At 38.1% G+C, this 17,999-nt stretch carries 21 protein-coding genes; 10 read left to right on the top strand and 11 right to left on the bottom strand.

What is annotated here, in order from left to right:
• The first annotated feature begins 65 nt into the window (after positions 1–65).
• Positions 66–446 (top strand): MmcQ/YjbR family DNA-binding protein, encoded by a 381-nt coding sequence (locus QH639_RS19805; RefSeq protein WP_237899948.1) that lies wholly within the window; start codon positions 66–68, stop codon positions 444–446.
• A gap of 39 nt (positions 447–485) precedes the next feature.
• On the opposite strand, the gene QH639_RS19800 is transcribed toward QH639_RS19805, so the two are convergent.
• The 6 genes from QH639_RS19800 to QH639_RS19775 form a co-directional block, all read right to left on the bottom strand.
• On the bottom strand, positions 486–827 hold the full coding sequence (locus tag QH639_RS19800) for a GIY-YIG nuclease family protein (protein ID WP_281115110.1): 342 nt from the start codon (positions 825–827) through the stop codon (positions 486–488).
• Between the two features lie 18 nt (positions 828–845).
• Complete coding sequence (locus QH639_RS19795; protein WP_281115109.1) at positions 846–1,601, bottom strand: DUF2087 domain-containing protein; 756 nt, start codon at positions 1,599–1,601, stop codon at positions 846–848.
• Between the two features lie 135 nt (positions 1,602–1,736).
• Positions 1,737–2,612 carry an ABC transporter permease gene (locus QH639_RS19790; RefSeq protein ID WP_281115108.1) on the bottom strand — a complete coding sequence of 292 codons (876 nt, stop codon included), beginning with the start codon at positions 2,610–2,612 and terminating at the stop codon, positions 1,737–1,739.
• Complete coding sequence (locus QH639_RS19785) at positions 2,612–3,532, bottom strand: ABC transporter ATP-binding protein (protein ID WP_281115107.1); 921 nt, start codon at positions 3,530–3,532, stop codon at positions 2,612–2,614. Before QH639_RS19785 ends, QH639_RS19790 begins: the two co-directional genes overlap by 1 nt.
• Positions 3,533–3,538: 6 nt before the next feature.
• Positions 3,539–3,940 (bottom strand): DUF3021 domain-containing protein, encoded by a 402-nt coding sequence (locus QH639_RS19780; protein ID WP_131519645.1) that lies wholly within the window; start codon positions 3,938–3,940, stop codon positions 3,539–3,541.
• Between the two features lies 1 nt (position 3,941).
• Positions 3,942–4,391 (bottom strand): LytTR family DNA-binding domain-containing protein, encoded by a 450-nt coding sequence (locus QH639_RS19775; protein ID WP_131519646.1) that lies wholly within the window; start codon positions 4,389–4,391, stop codon positions 3,942–3,944.
• Between the two features lie 205 nt (positions 4,392–4,596).
• Between QH639_RS19775 and QH639_RS19770 the strand changes: the two genes are divergently transcribed.
• From QH639_RS19770 to QH639_RS19750, 5 genes are all read left to right on the top strand, one after another.
• Complete coding sequence (locus QH639_RS19770; RefSeq protein WP_131519647.1) at positions 4,597–5,625, top strand: AbrB family transcriptional regulator; 1,029 nt, start codon at positions 4,597–4,599, stop codon at positions 5,623–5,625.
• A 155-nt stretch (positions 5,626–5,780) separates the two neighbouring features.
• The gene (locus QH639_RS19765; protein ID WP_004232534.1) at positions 5,781–5,921 is read left to right on the top strand and encodes an RAxF-45 family protein; all 141 of its coding nucleotides are present in this window, start codon (positions 5,781–5,783) and stop codon (positions 5,919–5,921) included.
• A gap of 104 nt (positions 5,922–6,025) precedes the next feature.
• Positions 6,026–7,825 carry a ribosomal protection-like ABC-F family protein gene (gene abc-f / locus QH639_RS19760; RefSeq protein ID WP_131519648.1) on the top strand — a complete coding sequence of 600 codons (1,800 nt, stop codon included), beginning with the start codon at positions 6,026–6,028 and terminating at the stop codon, positions 7,823–7,825.
• Positions 7,818–8,609, top strand: coding sequence for a GNAT family N-acetyltransferase (locus tag QH639_RS19755; protein ID WP_131519649.1), 792 nt, complete (start codon positions 7,818–7,820; stop codon positions 8,607–8,609). Before abc-f ends, QH639_RS19755 begins: the two co-directional genes overlap by 8 nt.
• A gap of 571 nt (positions 8,610–9,180) precedes the next feature.
• Positions 9,181–9,915 carry a hypothetical protein gene (locus tag QH639_RS19750; RefSeq protein ID WP_131519650.1) on the top strand — a complete coding sequence of 245 codons (735 nt, stop codon included), beginning with the start codon at positions 9,181–9,183 and terminating at the stop codon, positions 9,913–9,915.
• A 126-nt stretch (positions 9,916–10,041) separates the two neighbouring features.
• On the opposite strand, the gene QH639_RS19745 is transcribed toward QH639_RS19750, so the two are convergent.
• Positions 10,042–10,419 carry a hypothetical protein gene (locus QH639_RS19745; RefSeq protein ID WP_131519651.1) on the bottom strand — a complete coding sequence of 126 codons (378 nt, stop codon included), beginning with the start codon at positions 10,417–10,419 and terminating at the stop codon, positions 10,042–10,044.
• Positions 10,420–10,573: 154 nt separating this feature from the next.
• On the opposite strand from QH639_RS19745, the gene QH639_RS19740 reads away from it, so the two are divergent.
• Entirely contained in the window at positions 10,574–11,104 is a 531-nt protein-coding gene (locus QH639_RS19740; protein WP_004232545.1) for an NfeD family membrane protein, read from the top strand.
• A 15-nt stretch (positions 11,105–11,119) separates the two neighbouring features.
• On the top strand, positions 11,120–12,664 hold the full coding sequence (locus QH639_RS19735; RefSeq protein ID WP_004232547.1) for a flotillin lipid rafts scaffold protein FloT: 1,545 nt from the start codon (positions 11,120–11,122) through the stop codon (positions 12,662–12,664).
• Between the two features lie 43 nt (positions 12,665–12,707).
• On the opposite strand, the gene QH639_RS19730 is transcribed toward QH639_RS19735, so the two are convergent.
• Together QH639_RS19730 and QH639_RS19725 are read right to left on the bottom strand one after the other, a co-directional pair.
• Positions 12,708–13,247, bottom strand: coding sequence for a GNAT family N-acetyltransferase (locus QH639_RS19730; RefSeq protein ID WP_281115106.1), 540 nt, complete (start codon positions 13,245–13,247; stop codon positions 12,708–12,710).
• A 17-nt stretch (positions 13,248–13,264) separates the two neighbouring features.
• Complete coding sequence (locus tag QH639_RS19725; protein WP_237899964.1) at positions 13,265–14,089, bottom strand: methyl-accepting chemotaxis protein; 825 nt, start codon at positions 14,087–14,089, stop codon at positions 13,265–13,267.
• Positions 14,090–14,378: 289 nt separating this feature from the next.
• On the opposite strand from QH639_RS19725, the gene QH639_RS19720 reads away from it, so the two are divergent.
• Together QH639_RS19720 and QH639_RS19715 are read left to right on the top strand one after the other, a co-directional pair.
• Positions 14,379–15,578, top strand: coding sequence for an MFS transporter (locus QH639_RS19720; RefSeq protein ID WP_281115105.1), 1,200 nt, complete (start codon positions 14,379–14,381; stop codon positions 15,576–15,578).
• 14 nt (positions 15,579–15,592) lie between these two features.
• Positions 15,593–16,321 carry a sulfite exporter TauE/SafE family protein gene (locus tag QH639_RS19715; protein ID WP_281115104.1) on the top strand — a complete coding sequence of 243 codons (729 nt, stop codon included), beginning with the start codon at positions 15,593–15,595 and terminating at the stop codon, positions 16,319–16,321.
• 52 nt (positions 16,322–16,373) lie between these two features.
• On the opposite strand, the gene QH639_RS19710 is transcribed toward QH639_RS19715, so the two are convergent.
• Both QH639_RS19710 and QH639_RS19705 read right to left on the bottom strand, forming a co-directional pair.
• Entirely contained in the window at positions 16,374–17,156 is a 783-nt protein-coding gene (locus tag QH639_RS19710) for an enoyl-ACP reductase FabI (protein ID WP_004232559.1), read from the bottom strand.
• A gap of 163 nt (positions 17,157–17,319) precedes the next feature.
• Positions 17,320–17,913 carry a hypothetical protein gene (locus QH639_RS19705; RefSeq protein WP_237899970.1) on the bottom strand — a complete coding sequence of 198 codons (594 nt, stop codon included), beginning with the start codon at positions 17,911–17,913 and terminating at the stop codon, positions 17,320–17,322.
• Positions 17,914–17,999: the final 86 nt, after the last annotated feature.

The raw sequence follows: 17,999 nt of genomic DNA, 5'->3' as shown, positions 1-17,999 counted from the left end.
CGTTTTAGGTGATACTTACCATAATCGAACGTGTGTTTTTATTTGAGGGGACGGGGATTGTAAAGATGGAAAAAGAAATAATTCATGCTTACTGTATACAGCTTCATGGAACAACGTATGACTATCAAGAGGAGTGGCAAGCAGATCGCTATCATATCGGTGGAAAAATGTATGCCATGCTTGGGGGAAATAGAACAGGTAAGCCTGTTCTTACATTGAAATGTGAGCCTGCTCGAGCGGAGGAATTACGAGAAGCCTATGCAAGCATTATACCTGGTTACTATATGAATAAAACCCATTGGAATTCCATTTATATGGGTGCTGAGGATGTCCCAAGGGATTTGGTAGAGAATCTTATCCAACATTCCTATGAGCTTGTTTTCAATAAACTAACGAAGAAAGCACAGCAGGAAATTCAATTAATTGGCAACTCATCAAACAAGTAATGAATAGCGCATTTACCTTTTTGGCAAATGCGCGAATGACTAATTATAACCACGCTCACCATAAGGCTTTAGTGTGTCAAGCCATTTTTGCTCCAGCTTTTCGAGCTCTTTTTTTTCATCGAAATAGCCTTCTTCTTTTTTCTTTAAATATTCAACGATTTCTACGTCAAAAGCTTCTTGACCATATAAATTGTAATCTGCCTGAAGCTTCTTGTTCGTATGTGTATTGGTTTTTAGCATAAATTGAAAGCCATTTAAACGCTTTAAATTATTAAAGCTCCCCACAAATACTTTGCCTGTTTGTGTATTGGTCATTGTAAAAACACCAACTTCAATTTTCATCTCTTTATACATTTCTTTTAACTCTTTTTTATGATCCATTTTTATTAACCTACTTTCTTATTTTTTTACCCAATAGGCACTGCCATCTGCTTTGCGGTCAAGAAAACCGTATTCAATTAAGTAACGACGTATATGAACATAGTCCTCATATATCGGTTTAATCACTTCATTTAATTCTTTTTCAGTATAGTGCTTTTCTTGGTCAAAAAGATTTGCAATTGCACGCAGCACTACAATTTTCTGTTTTTCGCGCTTTGGAAAGCGAACCAGTTCCTTGCCAACACCGTTTGGAAATAGCTTCTCTAATAATTGCTGTTCTTCCGTGAGGGTTACGTTATAGCGATCGTCAACCATAGTAGCTGTTTTATGAATAGGCACAAATGGTTCCTCCTTCTGATCTTGTTCTTTTAGTAACTCCATCATCACCATCAATGTTTTGGCTTGGCGTTCCTTTTCTTTCAAAGCAAAACGGTGATGGCGAATCGTTGTGGCACTGCCAATCTCTAATTCTTCTTTTATCTCCTGATCTGATTTTCCCTCATAAAATAAGCGTAAAATATGACTTTGATGTTCTGTTAAGCCTGTCATTTTTTTATTGAGACCGTTTAAATAATGAAAAACAGAATGGTGAGCCGATGTAATATGATGTTGCATCATTTTCTCTGCTTCATATAATAAGCCCTCTTGAGGATAAATAATGCCTTTTTCTACTTTTTCACCGCATAGTAGGCAGGTGAAGTGTGCCGCTTGATCGATATATCCCTTTTTTAGATCATCGATAGGAGCTTGCCAAAATAATTCATTTACATCCATTGCAACCCCTCCTTGATAAAACAAACGAATTTATGATTTGTTTGCTATTTAATATTTAAAATAACAAAATGTTTGTTTTAATGCAATAAAAAACACATCGTATTCTAAACGGTGTGTAAAATTGCTGGCTCATATTTAGTTATACTTTCTCTTAAATAAGATCATAGATGCTAGAGAAAGAACTACAATTGTACAGACAATCACAATTAGACTTGTTGTGGAGCTAAGTATATGTCCATTTAGTTCATAAACAATGCCATAATTCATTTTATAATCTTCCACATAAGAAGCGGGCACACCATCAAAGACATTTGCAATAGAGCTCTCCATAAATGCATTGCGTAATAATAGTGTTGTATGGCTAATTGGAAAGTACATGATTATATGTTGTGCAAAGCTTGGTAGAGCTCCAAGAGGTACATAAACACCACATAAAAATCCAAGTAATGTACCAACAATTGTGCCGAGTGTTGAGAAAGCATTTTGGGTCGACACAAATAACGAAAGAAATAAATTAAAAACACTCGCAAGCAAGACAGATAAAAACAGTATGCTCAATACCTGAATAAAATCCCCAAAACTTAGAAGCTTACCTCCCGTTGTGACAATAAAGATTTCACAGCCAAGGAGCGCAATAAAGGAAAAAATATAGCCGATAATAAATGCATTGAGCACATAGCTCAACTGAATAGTTGCACGAGAAAGGGGAGCTGTTAAAAAGTCGGCTTGTACTTTGGATTCTTGGTCTTTAACAGCGATACCATAGGCACCAAGTGTTGTCGAAACAGCAATCATGGATAGTAAACCTGCTACTAGCCACTCATTGACCATGGTGATCAATTCAGGTGTAGCTTCTGTTAGTTGTTCAATGGCATCTACCTGCATTTTTTGGAGAAAGACAGCGTACAACACAATGACAATAATGACTGACAGCAGGGAGAAGAACACCTGTGTTTTATCCCGTCTAAATATTTTGTTATTACGCAGAATTAAGCTAATTAATGCTTCCACTACGCAACCTCCTCCTCTGCGATAATATGAAGAAAGACATCATCCATTGATCCTTTAATGACTTCGAAGGAGGCGATAAGTGGCTCAGCTTTTTTTAAAAGGGGAAGTGCTTGTAAGGTAGACGTTAAACGGATGGTGTATATCCCTTGATTCTCCGTGTAGGAGATCGCATTTTCCTCAAGAAACTTTACACCCTCCTGTGCATTTTGAAAAACGAGAGCCATTGAATCATAGGCATATTTTGTTTTTAGTGCATCGGGCGTTCCCTGTGCGATAATTTTACCTTGCTTTAAGACAGTGACTTGGTGAGCGACTGCCGCTTCCTCCATATAATGGGTCGTTAAAAAAACTGTCATATTGGTTTCCAGTTGAAGTTGCTTAATCGCCTGCCAAACAAATTGACGTGTTTGTGGATCTAAACCCGTTGTAGGCTCATCCAAAAATAAAATACTTGGACGATGAATGAGTGCACGAGCAATATCTGCTCGCCTTTTTTGTCCCCCTGATAATGTGCCATATTTTTTCTTTTCAATATCCTCTAGATGCAAATAGGTGGAAACAAATTGATAGTTATCGGTAAGCTGTGTTTTCGATAAACCATATGTTTTCCCTCGATGTAGGATATTTTCACGTACAGTTAAGCGCTCATCTAATAGACTTTGCTGGAAAACGACACCAATAGATTTACGGATATCCGCGTTATCATTGCTTGCGTCGAGTGTGAAACCATTAATAGTTACTTGACCACTCGATTTTTTTAGTAAAGTACAAAGTATTTCAATCGTTGTAGATTTACCTGCACCGTTTTCACCTAAAAAAGCGAATAGGGTGCCTTGTTCGACTGTAAAAGAAATGCCTTTGACAGCTTGCTGTTTTCCATATTGTTTACATAAATTTTCAACTTTTATCGCAAAAGTCATAGGTGGTTAATCCCTTCTCTTTTGAATTTCTTTATTGATTTTTTCAATATCATTTAATTGAAAAACATATAGAATACACCAAACAATCAAGTAAATAATGGCTTCCGCAATAAGTACGTACCATATACCTGAATCAAACCAATTACCAAAATAGCCTGCGGTTAGCACACATGCTGTCACCGCTACTAAGTGTAGAAGAAGCTGAACTGTAAAAGGCAATTGCTCCAAATCAAAAATGACGGATAGCAAACCAATGGCAATACCAAGAATGCTCGCGATCACAATTTGCTCCAATAATTCTGTTCCTGACGCCACCGCATTATTTGATAGGACGCTAAGTGTCACTAAGACATAAGAGGAGCTAAGGGAAATGAGTAGACCGATAATCATCATGCGTACATACTTCATGCTATGAATCCCTCCCAATACCTAGGTGTCTCTTTAATTCTTTTAAATATTTTCGGCTGACATGAATGGCTACGTCATTTTCAAGTAATAGCTGTGTAGTGCCGATTTTGCCCATTTGAATAGAGGATATTTTATGGATATTGACGAGTGTAGACTTACTTACGCGCACAAAATCTTTGGCTAGCTGAGCCTCAAGCTCATATAATTTTCGCTTGGACTCAAACTCTTGCTCATCTGTCTGTAAAAAAACCTTGGCATCCTCTGCGTAAATGGAATAAATATCCGAAATTTTTAAGAGATGAATTTCTTGTTGGTCATACCCATCTAGCATCGTAGTTTGCGATGCTTGAAGCTGTCTCATCAATCTTTCAATTTGCTCATTATAGTCCTTGGCATGAATATGAACCTCAGTTTCCTCAAGCTCATGATTGATGGTTAAATGAATTTTCATAGGAGGCCTCCTTTAAAAACGCTGAATCAGGTATTACTAATGTAGCATAGAAAATTTTCACAGGGATAAATTGTTCGATAAGAGGTTTTATTTGTTGGATAACAGGTTCTTTTTCAGCGATAGCAAACAGCTCAAAAGTCGGTCCAGTAGAAAAAGCGGTTTATAAAGGTCATAATAGGCTTATCGAGTTGAAGGGGTTGCTACCATGTTTATTTTTGATAAGCATATGTTCATCACATTATGCATTGGTTTAATAGGTGCTGTAGTTTTTCAATTTTTCCATATACCGATGCCTTGGCTGTTAGGAGCGATTACAGCGGTGCTCATCGTGCAGCTATCCACCAATGTCCAATTAAAATGGCATCATGCTTTCCGCAATTTTGGTTTAGTCGTAGCAGGTTATTCTATCGGCTATGCCTTTACACCAGAAGCTGTACAGGACATCAAGCTTTTTTTAGGAAGCATGGTCGTGTTAAATATCATATTTATTTTGTTGTTTTTTGCGGTAAGTTTCCTTGTTGCCAAGCGTACAGATTTAGATTTTGCGACTGCCTTAACGTGCTGTGTTCCTGGGGGCATGTCGCAGGTTGTGGCATTTGCGGAAGAGCAACAAGAGATGGATATGGTGGTCATCACATTCTTTCAAATCCTTCGCGTTCTTTTAATCGTTGGCTTTGTTCCTTTAATGGTGGCAGGGGCAGGTGGCAATAGTTCTATGATTGATGGAACATACACATGGAACCTTGTTAGCATACTTGTGGTATGTGGTGGCGCAGGGTGGCTAGCACAAAAGCTAAAAATTCCAACAGGCTATATGCTAGGCCCAGTGTTTTTACTAATGGGCGTTAATATGGCAGGGATAGATGTACCAAAATTACCATTATCACTTCTGCATATTGCCCAACTCATGCTAGGAATTTATATCGGATTATTATTGAAAAAAGAGGATTTACATTTATCGAAGAAGCATATCTTTTATGCGTTTGTTTCAGCGGGCATTTTTATTGGGGCAGCCTATGGTTTAACATTTGTGATGGCAGCGTTGTACAGCCTTGATTTTAGGACGAGCTTTTTAAGTATTGTTCCTGGTGGTCTTGATCAAATGGGGATTATTGCCGCTTCGGTCCATGCAAATGTCACGATTGTCACGGCCTTTCAGCTTTTTCGTGTACTAGTTGTCTCGATTTTTCTTGTGCCTGTGGTAAAAATATTTGTGAAAAAAGTGAAAACATGAGGGGGCTATGAATCAACCTCTCATGTTTTTCTTTGTGCAAATTTCGATCAAATAGAACTTTTGAATAATGATAAATGAACGTTAAATTTTCCCTTTCCAAATAATCCGAAAAATGTTATGATAGCCATAACTACTATGAACGGAGGTGAGAAGGAATGAATAAAAACGCTACGAAAACATGTGTAAAAGTGGATACGGCTATGTATTTTGCACGTGTAATTACTTTCGATTTTGCGAACAACGGGATAGGTCTGTCCATTTTTAAGCAAAATCAAATAACAAACGTAGCGAATTAACCATTCTTTTTCACACATTTAATTGAGAAGAGGACTGCTTGTTAATGAGCAGTCTTTTTTGTGTTCAAAAGATGTTTTCGCACGTTTCATTGGAGGAAAAAACGATGCAAATGAAAGCTGAACAAATCCAAAAAATTATGGGTGGCAATATATTATTCGAGAACTTACAGCTAGAGGTAAATAGTGGTGAACATGTGGCGATTGTTGGGGTAAATGGCAGTGGAAAAACGACTTTATTACAACTGCTTGCAGGGGTAGAGATACCTGACAAGGGACGAATAATTAAAAGTAAAGAAGCAACGATTGGCTATTTACATCAGATTCCACATTATCCACTCCATGCTGTAAAAGAAGTGCTAGAGGAAGCATTTGCGGATATTTATGCAATAAAGGCAAAAATGACAGCACTTGAGCAAGAGATGCAGTCGACGGTCACGGATAAAATATTACTGCAATATGGGCAATTGCAGGAGCAATTTATGCTATTAGGGGGCTATGAAGTAGATGCACAGCTAGCAATGATTGCAAATGGACTGGGTATTTCAGATATGCTAGAGCAGCCATTTAGTAGTTTAAGTGGTGGTGAAAAAACAAAGGTTATGCTTGGACAAATTTTATTGAAAAAGCCCTCTATTTTGTTATTGGATGAACCAACGAACCATCTGGATATGCAAGCTATTGAGTGGCTTGAACATTATGTGCGAAACTTTGAGGGGATTGTCATTGTCGTATCTCATGATCGTCAATTCATGAATCAAGTAGCCCAAAAGATTATTGAAATTGAGGATGGGGAGGCTTTTACGTATAACGGCCATTATGATGCTTTTATAGCACAAAAAGAAGCAAAAATTGAGCAACAGTTTGCAAATTATGAAGAGCAGCAAAAGAAAATTAAAAAGATGCAAGAAACAATTAAACGATTAAAGCAGTGGGCAAATGAGGCGAATCCACCAAACGCATCGATGCATCGACGTGCTAAGAGTATGGAAAAAGCATTAGCACGTATCGAGCGAGTAAAGAAGCCCCTTACTAAAAAGAAAATGAATTTAGCGTTAACGATGGCTGAACGCAGTGGTAAAGAGGTCGTGCTATTGCAAGCCATTGATCATAGCTTTGATAAGCCTTTATTGAAGGACAGCAATCTAGCTATTTATTTTGGCGAAAGATTAGCGATTGTTGGGAGCAATGGTAGTGGAAAATCAACATTATTAAAAATGATGTTAGGTGAAATCATTCCTAATCAGGGAGTGTGTCAAATTGGAAGCAATGTGAAATTTGGCTACCTTTCCCAGCAATTTGAACATCCAAATCCTGCTATACGATTAATTGATGCCTTTCGTGAAAGTGTCGCCGTGTCAGAGGCGGAAGCTCGCCATATACTCGCACGATTTTTGTTCTATGGCTATGATGTCTTTAAAAAAGTGAAGGACCTAAGTGGTGGAGAAAAAATGCGTCTTCGTTTAGCACAATTAATGCATGAGGATATCAATGTTTTAATCTTAGATGAGCCAACAAACCATTTAGATATTGAAGCAAGGGAAGTATTGGAAGAGACACTAGAATCCTTTGAAGGTACGATTATTGGGGTGTCACATGACCGTTATTTCTTACAGAAAATTTTTACGAAAACGGCGTGGATTGAAAACCAGGCTATTCAGGTTTTTGAGGGAGATTATGAGTGGGCTAGAGGAAAACGACAGGAACTTGCAATGAAAACGATTGATAAACAACCAGTAAATAAAACGCAGTCACCTAAAAAGGAATTACCGATTGAACAGCAAATTGAAAAATTAGAGACAAAACTACAACAACCATCGCTTGCTAAAGAACAACGGCAGAAGCTTGAACTTCAATTAGAAAATTTATATGAAAGATGGTTAGAAGGGGGCACAGAGCATGTTTAATTTAGAACGCATTATGCAGCTTGATATAGAGTATGTGAAGAGTTTCAGTGAAGTGGAGGTTTGTAAGGAGGGGGTCCTATTTTACAATCAGGCTATCCCAACCTATTATGATGCAAATCATGCACAGATTTGGCGAAAGATTGAACAACCTGATTTATTTTTACAAGACATCAAAGACTTCTACCAATCAAAGTCTCTGATCCCGCGGATTTATTTATATAATCTAGAAGAAAATCAGCTATGTATAGAGGCATTAGAGACGCACGGCTTTCAATATGAGCATTTTGTTAATGAAATTCAGTACTGGGACGGTGAATATGCGATACTTCCACCTAATCCTGCCATTCAAATTGAGCGTGTAACGGATGCAAATAAGGAGGAAGCATTAGCAGTAGAAATGAGCATTTCTGCATTTGGGGAGCCTTCATTAATAAAAAAGGCATTTGAGGAAACCTATCATTCTTCACATTTTACGTATTATCTATTAAGACTAGATGGGGTGGCGTGCTGCTCAGCAACTATTTTTGTGTCAGGAAATCAAGGAAGGATTGAAAGTGTTGCAACAACTGAAAGCTATCGTGGTCGTGGTTTAATCGGCTATATGCTGCAGCATATCCAACAGCAATCAGTCAAGCTGGGATTGAACGATCTTTGGATATTACCAATTAGTGAACAGGTTGCCAAAGTCTATGAGAAGGCAAATTTTAAATCGGTGGGCTCCATTGCATCGATTCATGCGTTTACTGAAGGGAAGAGCATTCAAGACATCCGCCAACAGGCTTAAATAGCTACACATAAAGGTCGCCAAATTCCTGTAGTGCTTACAAGGAATTTGGCAATTTTTTAGAACTGTACTTGGCAATTTTGATTACAAGTGCTTTGATGAAGGGGTGCTTTAAAATATAATCAGCAAAAATTATTTCCTGCTCCTGTAGCAAGATAGCTGCTCATTACGACATCAAATTCCTCAGGCCTCAGTTAACAGTATCCATTGTCAGCTATCGCTTTGATATGAATTTGCGAGATGGAACTATACCTGCTTAGCAGGAGCTGGTGGACCATTCATTTTTGCGATGAATGCCTATAAATGGAGGTGGGAGCTGTTTTATTGGAGCTTCTGTTACTTATTTTAATCGTGTAGTATATGTCTAATCGTTTGCGAATGAAACTTGTTAAAGGATAAGTAGGAAAGAATGGAAACTAGTAAAATCCTGAATAGTATCGACTATTCGCGTTTTTTGTTTTATTGTTAAAAAGAAGGATTTTCAATTATTAAAAGTTTTTTACTTGAAAAAATGTCGTATTCGATTTATTGTCTTTAGAGATACTTGTTTAATGGACTTGGAGGATATGAAATGCACGGAATTTATATACGCTATAATGTCTCAGATGAAACCCAAGCAGCACAATGGCCCAAAAAAATGGATGCATTTGCGTATGTTCAACGAGAAAAACCACAACAAGACAATGATAACTTGCTGTCAAAAGAAGAGCTAAAAAACCATGCCATTCGCTATATTAAAAGCTTGAAAGACAATGCAAGTGTCCATTTAGTAGAGCAGCGCAACGGTGAAATTGAACATTTTGATCGACGCTACATGGAGTCATTAAAGTTAAAGGAAAGCATCGATTCCCAACTTATTAATCTAGAAGAAATACGCTTATTATTGCAATTAATGAATGTCTTGAATTTATCCCATGCTTTTGGAGAAAATGCTGGCAAGCTACTTCGTCAAATAACGCCATATGCCAAAGAGGTAGAGCATCCAACATTCCAAACAACACGCGTTGAGCGCCATTTTTATTCGGAACTAATAGAACAAATAGAAATGGTTTATGCACGAATTATGCGTCAGCACAACCCATCGACAACGGAAATGCAGCAATCAGAAAAGCTCTGGACAACAGTCTGTGAGCAAGCAATAGAAAAAGCAGAAGCACGAATCGAACGTCTATCTTCTATCAAGTTAAAGCATGAGAAAAATTTACTAGAGTTTGGTCACTTAAAACAGCAAAATATCGAAGCAAAGGAACGCTTAGATCTAGCTGTCCATGAACTGGACGCCATTTTAAATGTATTAGAATCATAAGAAAAGCATGTCTCCGTCAAAATCGGAGACATGCTTTTGTTGTTGTCGTCGGATAGAAGGACAAAAGTGACGGTTAGCAGTGCGAAAGTGGTAGATAGCTTCGTAAGATTGACAGATAGCTGTGCTTTACTTCGCTTTCTCCTCTGTTTGATCCCGCTTAGTTTGGCGTGAAAGGCGCAGTAAATCCAATCCAAGCAGCACAACAATGATATAGAATAGAGGACTTGTGAACGATAGGCCAATTTGTGACTGACCGCCAAGCAATGTTAAAACAATCCATAATCCAACTGTATACAAAGTTAATCCGATATAAGCCTTTTTTGATAATCTTTTATATCTACCCTTGTCGAAGGCTAGCTGAATGATGACAAGCCCAACTAATATAAGCAATATTATTTTTTTAGTCAGCATCGCAGCAATAGCTGTATCAGGGAAGAAATCATTAACGAATAATAACGTGAAAAATATTAAAATAACAAAATTTAAGATTGTCGAAAGCTTCATGCCATTTCTCCTTAGTTGTCAGAATACTTTTCTATTGTAACATGGTTCTAATGAAAGCAAAAAATAATACTTTAAAGAAGAGTTTGAAAAATTTTGAAACTTTTCCTGAGGTACATCCGTATAGTAGGTAATATGATGAAAAGGGGTGAGCAACTTGACGCTATTTGGCTATTCACTCGAGCAGATCTTTTTGGTGGTTTTGATTTTCGCTGGCCTTGCCACAGTATTGGTTATGTTTTTTGGTGATGCAGTCGAAGGTATTGGGGAAGGACTGCCCATTTTTAATCCGAGTGTCATTCTATCTTTCATTACGTTGATGTCAGCAGCAGGTTTTATTTTAGAAAAACTAGCCTGGTTCTCTAGCGTTTGGAACATCATTGCTGCATGTATCATCGGTGCTATTTTAAGTTCCATCTTTTATTTATTTGTTCTCGTTCCGCTACGTTCCGCTGATGTTTCTTTAGCTTACACAGAGGAATCGCTAGGTGGGCAATTAGGAAGAGTTATTGTGCCAATTCCAGTAGATGGTTTTGGCGAGGTTGTTATCGAAACGACAAGTGGCATGATTTCAAAACGGGCAACGGGCTATGATAATGAAGCCATTGACTATGATGAAACCGTACTTGTTGTGGATGTGAAGGACGGAACACTTTTTGTTAGAACGTACGAGAAAAAATTTGTTTAAAGGAGAGATATGTCTATGTCAACCGATATCTTAATTGTTTTAGGAATTGTAGCATTTGTATTAATTGCCCTAGTCGGCTTATATGTGACAAAGTATCGTACGGCGGGTCCTGATGAAGCACTGATTGTGACAGGTAGCTATCTCGGCTCCAAAAATGTACATAAGGATGAGTCGGGGAATCGCATTAAAATCATTCGTGGGGGCGGTACATTTGTATTCCCTATTTTCCAGCAAGCACAGCCGTTAAGCTTACTTTCTAGTAAACTAGAAGTGACAACGCCTGAGGTGTATACAGAGCAAGGTGTTCCTGTTATGGCAGATGGTACGGCTATTATTAAAATTGGTGGCTCCATTTCAGAAATTGCGACAGCAGCAGAGCAGTTTTTAGGCAAGCAAAAAGCAGAGCGCGAAGGGGAAGCACGTGAAGTATTAGAAGGTCATTTACGTTCCATTTTAGGGTCTATGACGGTTGAAGAAATCTACAAAAACCGCGATAAATTCTCACAGGAAGTTCAACGTGTTGCTTCACAAGATTTAGCAAAGATGGGTCTTGTCATTGTATCCTTCACGATCAAGGATGTACGAGATAAAAATGGCTATTTAGACTCACTAGGGAAACCGAGAATCGCACAGGTAAAACGAGATGCTGATATTGCGACAGCAGATGCAGAAAAAGAAACACGTATTAAACGTGCAGAAGCGTCTAAGGAAGCACAAAAGGCAGAACTAGAGCGTGCGACGGAAATTGCAGAAGCAGAAAAAGAAAATCAATTAAAAGTAGCTGAGTTCCGACGTGAGCAGGATATTGCCAAAGCGCGTGCTGACCAAGCGTATGAGCTTGAAACGGCTCGTGCTAAGCAGGAAGTAACGGAGCAAGAAATGCAAATTCGCATTATCGAGCGTCAAAAGCAAATTGAATTAGAAGAAAAAGAGATTTTACGTAGAGAAAAGCAATATGACTCTGAGGTTAAAAAGAAAGCAGATGCAGATCGCTATGCAGTGGAGCAAAATGCCGCAGCCGAAAAAATGCGTGAGCTTGCACAGGCTGATGCGGAAAAATATCGTATTGAATCATTAGCAAAAGCAGAGGCAGAGAAAATTCGTTTGGATGGTCTTGCCAAAGCTGATGCAGAGCGAGCACAAGGGGAGACGGAGGCTGATATCATTCGTCTACGTGGTCTGGCTGAAGCTGAAGCTAAACGTAAGATTGCCGAAGCCTTTGAATACTATGGTCAAGCAGCTGTACTGGATATGGTTGTACGCATGATGCCAGAGTATGCAAAAGAGCTTGCAAGTCCACTTGGCAATATCGATAAGATTACAGTAGTCGATACTGGTGGTGGAGAGGGAAGTGGTGCGAATAAGGTGACATCTTACGCAACCAATTTAATGTCTACACTGCAAGAAACATTAAAAGAAACTTCTGGTCTCGATGTAAAAGAGCTGATCGAGAGCTATGCTGGGAAGCACACATTGCGTCCAGAATTAGAGCAGATTGCTTTAGGGCTTGAAAAAAAGCAAGCACCTGAAGAAACAAAAGAAGCAGTAGAACAATCCTAACAAAAAACGACCTGATGATCTCATCAGGTCGTTTTTTTTATGGTTATTGCTGCCACTCACTTACAAGCATGCCATAAATAACATGATTTACATAATGATCGTAGAGCCATTCTGCAGCTCGAATGGTTCCTTCTTGCATAAAACCAAGACGTTCTGGGATTGCGCGACTTTTGTGATTCGCTTCAGCAACACGAATTTCAACTTTATGAAGCTTCAATGTTTCAAAGGCATATTGCAATAAAGCTTTTACTGTTTTCGTCATGATGCCATGCCCTTGTGCTCCTTCGCTCAACCAATAGCCAATAGTGCCGATTTTATTGCTCGGGTTAATCGCGTTAAAGCCTGCAATGCCAACAATCTCATTTTTAAAGAGAATGACTAGGGAGAGGCTACTGTTCGCTTCATGTCCCTTAATACAGCTCTCAATATAGACTTTTGTATCCGCCAGTTCTTTTGTAAAATCTAGCCATGGTAGCCATTCTTTCAGATATTCCCTCGAGGCATCCGTTAATGCAAAAACCTTCTCTGCATCCTCAGGTGTAATCATCCGTAGAACTAAATCATGGTTAATGGTAATTTGCATTATTGTTCACCTCATGATTATTTTAATGCATTGTGCATAAAGTCTTTCATTTCTCGGCTAAGTAAAGTTAATTCTTCTATAATTTCGCTGAAATCCTGTACGAGCTGTGCTTGCTCATTTGTTGCATCATTGATTTGTCCCATATTTTGCTTTAGATTATCTAGATTTCTATTGATATTTCGTAATGACGATTCTATATTTTCGGTAGCACTAGATGTCTCAAAGGACAGTTTTCGAACTTCCTGTGCCACAATATTAAAGCCAGCGCCGTGCTGTCCAGCACGTGCAGCCTCGATGGATGCATTTAAGCCTAATAAATTCGTTTGGCGAGATATACTTTTAATTAAATCTGTCACGGCATTTGTTTTTTCAGAGTCCTCTAGGGCATGCTGTGCCTGCTTATTAATTTCCTCACTAGTGGCCGCTAATTCCTCAGAATGGGAAGCGATTGTATGTACTTTATCCTGTAGACTGTTGACGATCTTATCCATCGTAGCCATATAATCTTCAAGTTTGAGCTCATTATCTATTGGTAAGCCAAAAGCTAATGCACCTACTACTTGACCATTTTCACGAATGGGGAATGAAAAAGCATTGATTGCTACACCATAAACATCCTCTGGTATCACCACATCTGCATTTTGTCCATTAAAGGCGATGAAAACATTTTGGTCATTGGCGTTAACTTTTTGTCCATCATGGTAGCCAGAATCCACACGTTTACCTGCTAAATATTTAACGACTGTTTCACTTTCCTTTTCAACAACAGCTACAATGGCTTCTTGCTTTAATGCTAAATGAATATAAGGTGTTGCAAGGGTTAAAGCTTCAATAATTTTCATAAAAATTCCTCCAAGTCTCGTCAATGAAAATGGTTGTGTCATCTGTCTGCATTGTGACAATGGTTCTAGATGATTACTTTTACTGTAGCACAATATTTGCCAAGTCAAAATAGCTATTTATTTTTTATGAAAAGAAGATCATCCAAATCTGAAAGGCTTTTTATTTGTCAATTATTATTTTTTTTTACCTGTGAAAGCGAAGGTCTTTATGTCTATTTTTTGACAAAGGGACGTGTGTTTTGCGAAATATTGTATTAGAATAATAGTAGCATGTGAAGGAGAGAGTTTTATGGACTATATACAAAAGGGTACGAGGGCGTTTCATAAAGCGAATTGGGCGTTATTTTTAGCAGGCTTTATTACCTTTGCTAACCTTTATGTAACGCAGCCATTACTACCAACATTTTCAGAAGCATTTCACGTCTCACCAGCTGTAGCAAGTTTATCTCTTTCAGTAACCACCTTTGCATTAGCGGTGAGTTTAATAATTGTCAGTTCGTTATCAGAAGCATGGGGAAGAAAATCATTGATGACGATTTCTATTTTTGCAGCTTCTGTCCTGACCCTAGCTCTTGCATTTTCACCTAACTTTGAAACAATTTTAGTGTTGCGTGTTGTACAAGGCATCGTTTTTGCGGGTTTACCTGCCATCGCTATGGCTTATTTGGGAGAAGAGATGGAACCAGCAAGCTTAGGGGTTGCCATGGGCTTATATATTAGCGGTAATTCAGTAGGGGGACTGAGTGGACGAGTTATTATTGGCACCTTAACGGACCATTATAACTGGCATACAGGCATGATGGTGCTAGGAGGAATCAGCCTGCTAGTTAGTTTAGTGTTTGTCTGGATGTTACCAAGCTCCAAACATTTCAGCGCGCGACCTTTACAATTAAAAGCATTGACCAAAACCCTACTGCAACATTTAAGAGATCCTTCTATGCTGTGTCTTTATGGGATGGGGTTTCTTTTAATGGGAAGCTTTGTCACCCTTTATAATTATATTGGCTTTAAACTAATGGCTCCTCCCTATAATTTAAGTGCTACAATTGTAGGTTGGATATTTGTCATTTATTTAGTTGGAACATTTAGCTCGGCATGGTTTGGCAGTTTAGCTGATCGTTATGGTCGCCAACGAATGCTCTTACTGGCTATTGCCATTATGTTAGCTGGAGCTATAGTAACGCTTAACGGGCTCCTTACCTTAAAGATTATAGGAATAACAGTTTTTACCTTTGGCTTTTTTGCAGCTCATTCAATCGCAAGTGGCTGGGTGAGCAAACGAGCATCCCACGATAAAGCACAAGCATCTTCTCTCTATTTATTTTTCTATTATTTTGGTTCAAGTGTTGGAGGAACAGTAGGAGGCGTTTTTTGGATGAAATATGGGTGGATGGGTGTTATCGTGATGATCGCTCTGTTTTTATTCATTGCTTGTATCCTATCATTTTTGTTAAAAAGATTGATTGTTAGACAACGTATCACAACATGATGTGAGGTGTCATTTTGCAGGAATTACTTTTCTATTTTTTCATTATCCTAGCAGCTTCTATTTTACAAACCAGTACAGGATTTGGTTTTTCCGTTATGGCTACGCCTTTTTTACTGTTGCTTTTTACACCACAAGAGGCAATGCAAATAAATATAATACTGTCCCTTGTTATTTCGTTTTCTCTCATATGGAAGGTGAGACATGATATTGATGTAGCGTTGCTTAAAAAGGTGATGATCGGTAGTGTTGTGGGTGCTCCTTTTGGTAGTATACTCTTTGCCTTAGTCGATGTGACGACATTTAAGCTGCTCATCGCCATCCTGCTTATAGGGCTTACGATTCTGTTGATTAAAAATCTCTCTATTCAACAAACAAGGAGTAGAGATTATGGCGTTGGCTTTATATCAGGTATGTTTACAACGAGTATTGGGATGGCTGGACCACCACTGTTACTCTATTTTGCAAGCACACATAGAAATAAAGAAACCATTAGAGCTGTTTCACTAGCCTACTATATATTTATCTATCTTATTAGCTTACTTTCTCAAGTCATTTTTGAGGGTACAAGTAAAATGGTTTGGGTATATAGTATATATTCCTTGCCAATTGTTTTCTTAGGACTTATTTTTGGACAAATGCTATTTACTCGATTAAATCAAAAATTGTTTAAAATCTTAATTTATTTTCTATTAGTAGCAGCAGGCTTAATTTTGTTGATCCAAAGTTTATGGACAATGCTATAAACAACAAAAAGAAGTATGGAAGGATAATACATCCTCCCATACTTCTTTATTGTTAACCCATAATATTGTAGCCAGCGTCGATGTAGATCGTCTCACCAGTCACACCCCGTGATAGGTGAGATAGCATAACAATCGTCATATCTGCTACTTCGTCTTGTTGAACATTACGTTTTAAAGGAGCTGTTTCTTCAATCTTGTGTAAAATTGTGTTAAAGGAAGGGACACCTTTTGCAGCAAGTGTGCGAATAGCACCAGCTGAGATAGCATTGACGCGAATATTATCTTGGCCAATATCAGCAGCAAGATAGCGCATAGAAGCCTCTAATGCAGCTTTTGCTACGCCCATCACATTGTAGCCATCAAGTACTCGTTCTGCACCTAAGTAACTCATCGTAACGATAGAGCCGCCCTCTGTCATGTACGGATGAGCTGCTTTTGCTGTGGAAATAAGTGAATAGGCACTTGTATCTTGTGCGAATGCATAGCCTTCTCGAGTTGTTTCAAGGAAGCGGTTGTGTAAATCTTCTGCATGCGCAAAAGCCACTGAATGTACAATCCCATGAATAACGCCAACTTTTGAGCCGATTTCTTCAAAAGCTGCTTTTGTGCTGTCATCACTATTCACATCACATTGAACGACAAGAGAATCGGATTGTCCGATATTTTCTAATTGTTTTTGTAATTTTTTTAATGAACGTTCTTGACGATACGTGAAGATAACATTTGCACCAACATCAAATAAACGTTTTGCAATGCCCCAAGCAATACTGCGATCATTCGCTACGCCCATGACAACAATGTTCTTATCTTTTAATTGTAATAAATTATCCATCATTATGAAGAACTCCTTTGTGAGATAATATCTGTTATTAGTACCAACTACTAAAATCTTATCATACATAAAATATCGTTGCAATAACAAGATGAAAAGAGAAGTAGTTGAGAGAGCAAAAAAATTCATCTCTTTACAGTAGAGACGAATTGAAAAGTGTGCTATTTTATTTTGTTACATAATGATCATACATATCTACTGCTCGATTAACAGCACTACTGATAGTGATTCTAAAGCAATTTTGTGACCGAATGACCTGTGCCAATATTTTGATTGCTCTTGTTTGATTTTTATGGAATAAAGCATTGTCTGTTTGAAAATCATCGTCTAAAAAGGCAAGATAATAAGGTATACGATTTTGTGGTTGTAACAAATCAGATTCTGCACTTTTTTCAAGTGTATTGTACACCCATAAATCGATGGCATTTCCTAAGTGGAAGGCCGCAAAATACTGAAAATCATCATTCTCACACTCTTTTATTTTTTGAATTATCTGAATTTTTTGGAGCTCATCTAATAAAAATGTATTGATGGAATAATAGATCGCTTTAGAAGGATTGAGAATGAGCTCATCGGTCTGCTGCGATTTTAAGAAAACCCAGTTATTTAACACGTTTGCCCATGCGTCCACAGTATTCAAACATTTCGCACAAACATCTGGAAATATTGATTGCCACTTTGCAGCAAGATTTTTAAAACTATTCATATGGTCTTGATCAATATAAAATAAACTATGCTCAACTTGTAACTGCTCAAACATTCACATTCCTCCAATAGATTGGTATGTATAGCAATGGACCATATGCCTATTATCTTGATGCAAAAGATAGCCAATATTTTAATCAA

Origin of the sequence: Lysinibacillus sp. 1 U-2021, assembly GCF_029916965.1 — a bacterium.
Classification (GTDB): Bacteria; Bacillota; Bacilli; order Bacillales_A; family Planococcaceae; genus Lysinibacillus; species Lysinibacillus capsici.
Note: the sequence above shows the minus strand (reverse complement) of the source record. Positions and strands in the feature narration are given on the sequence as shown.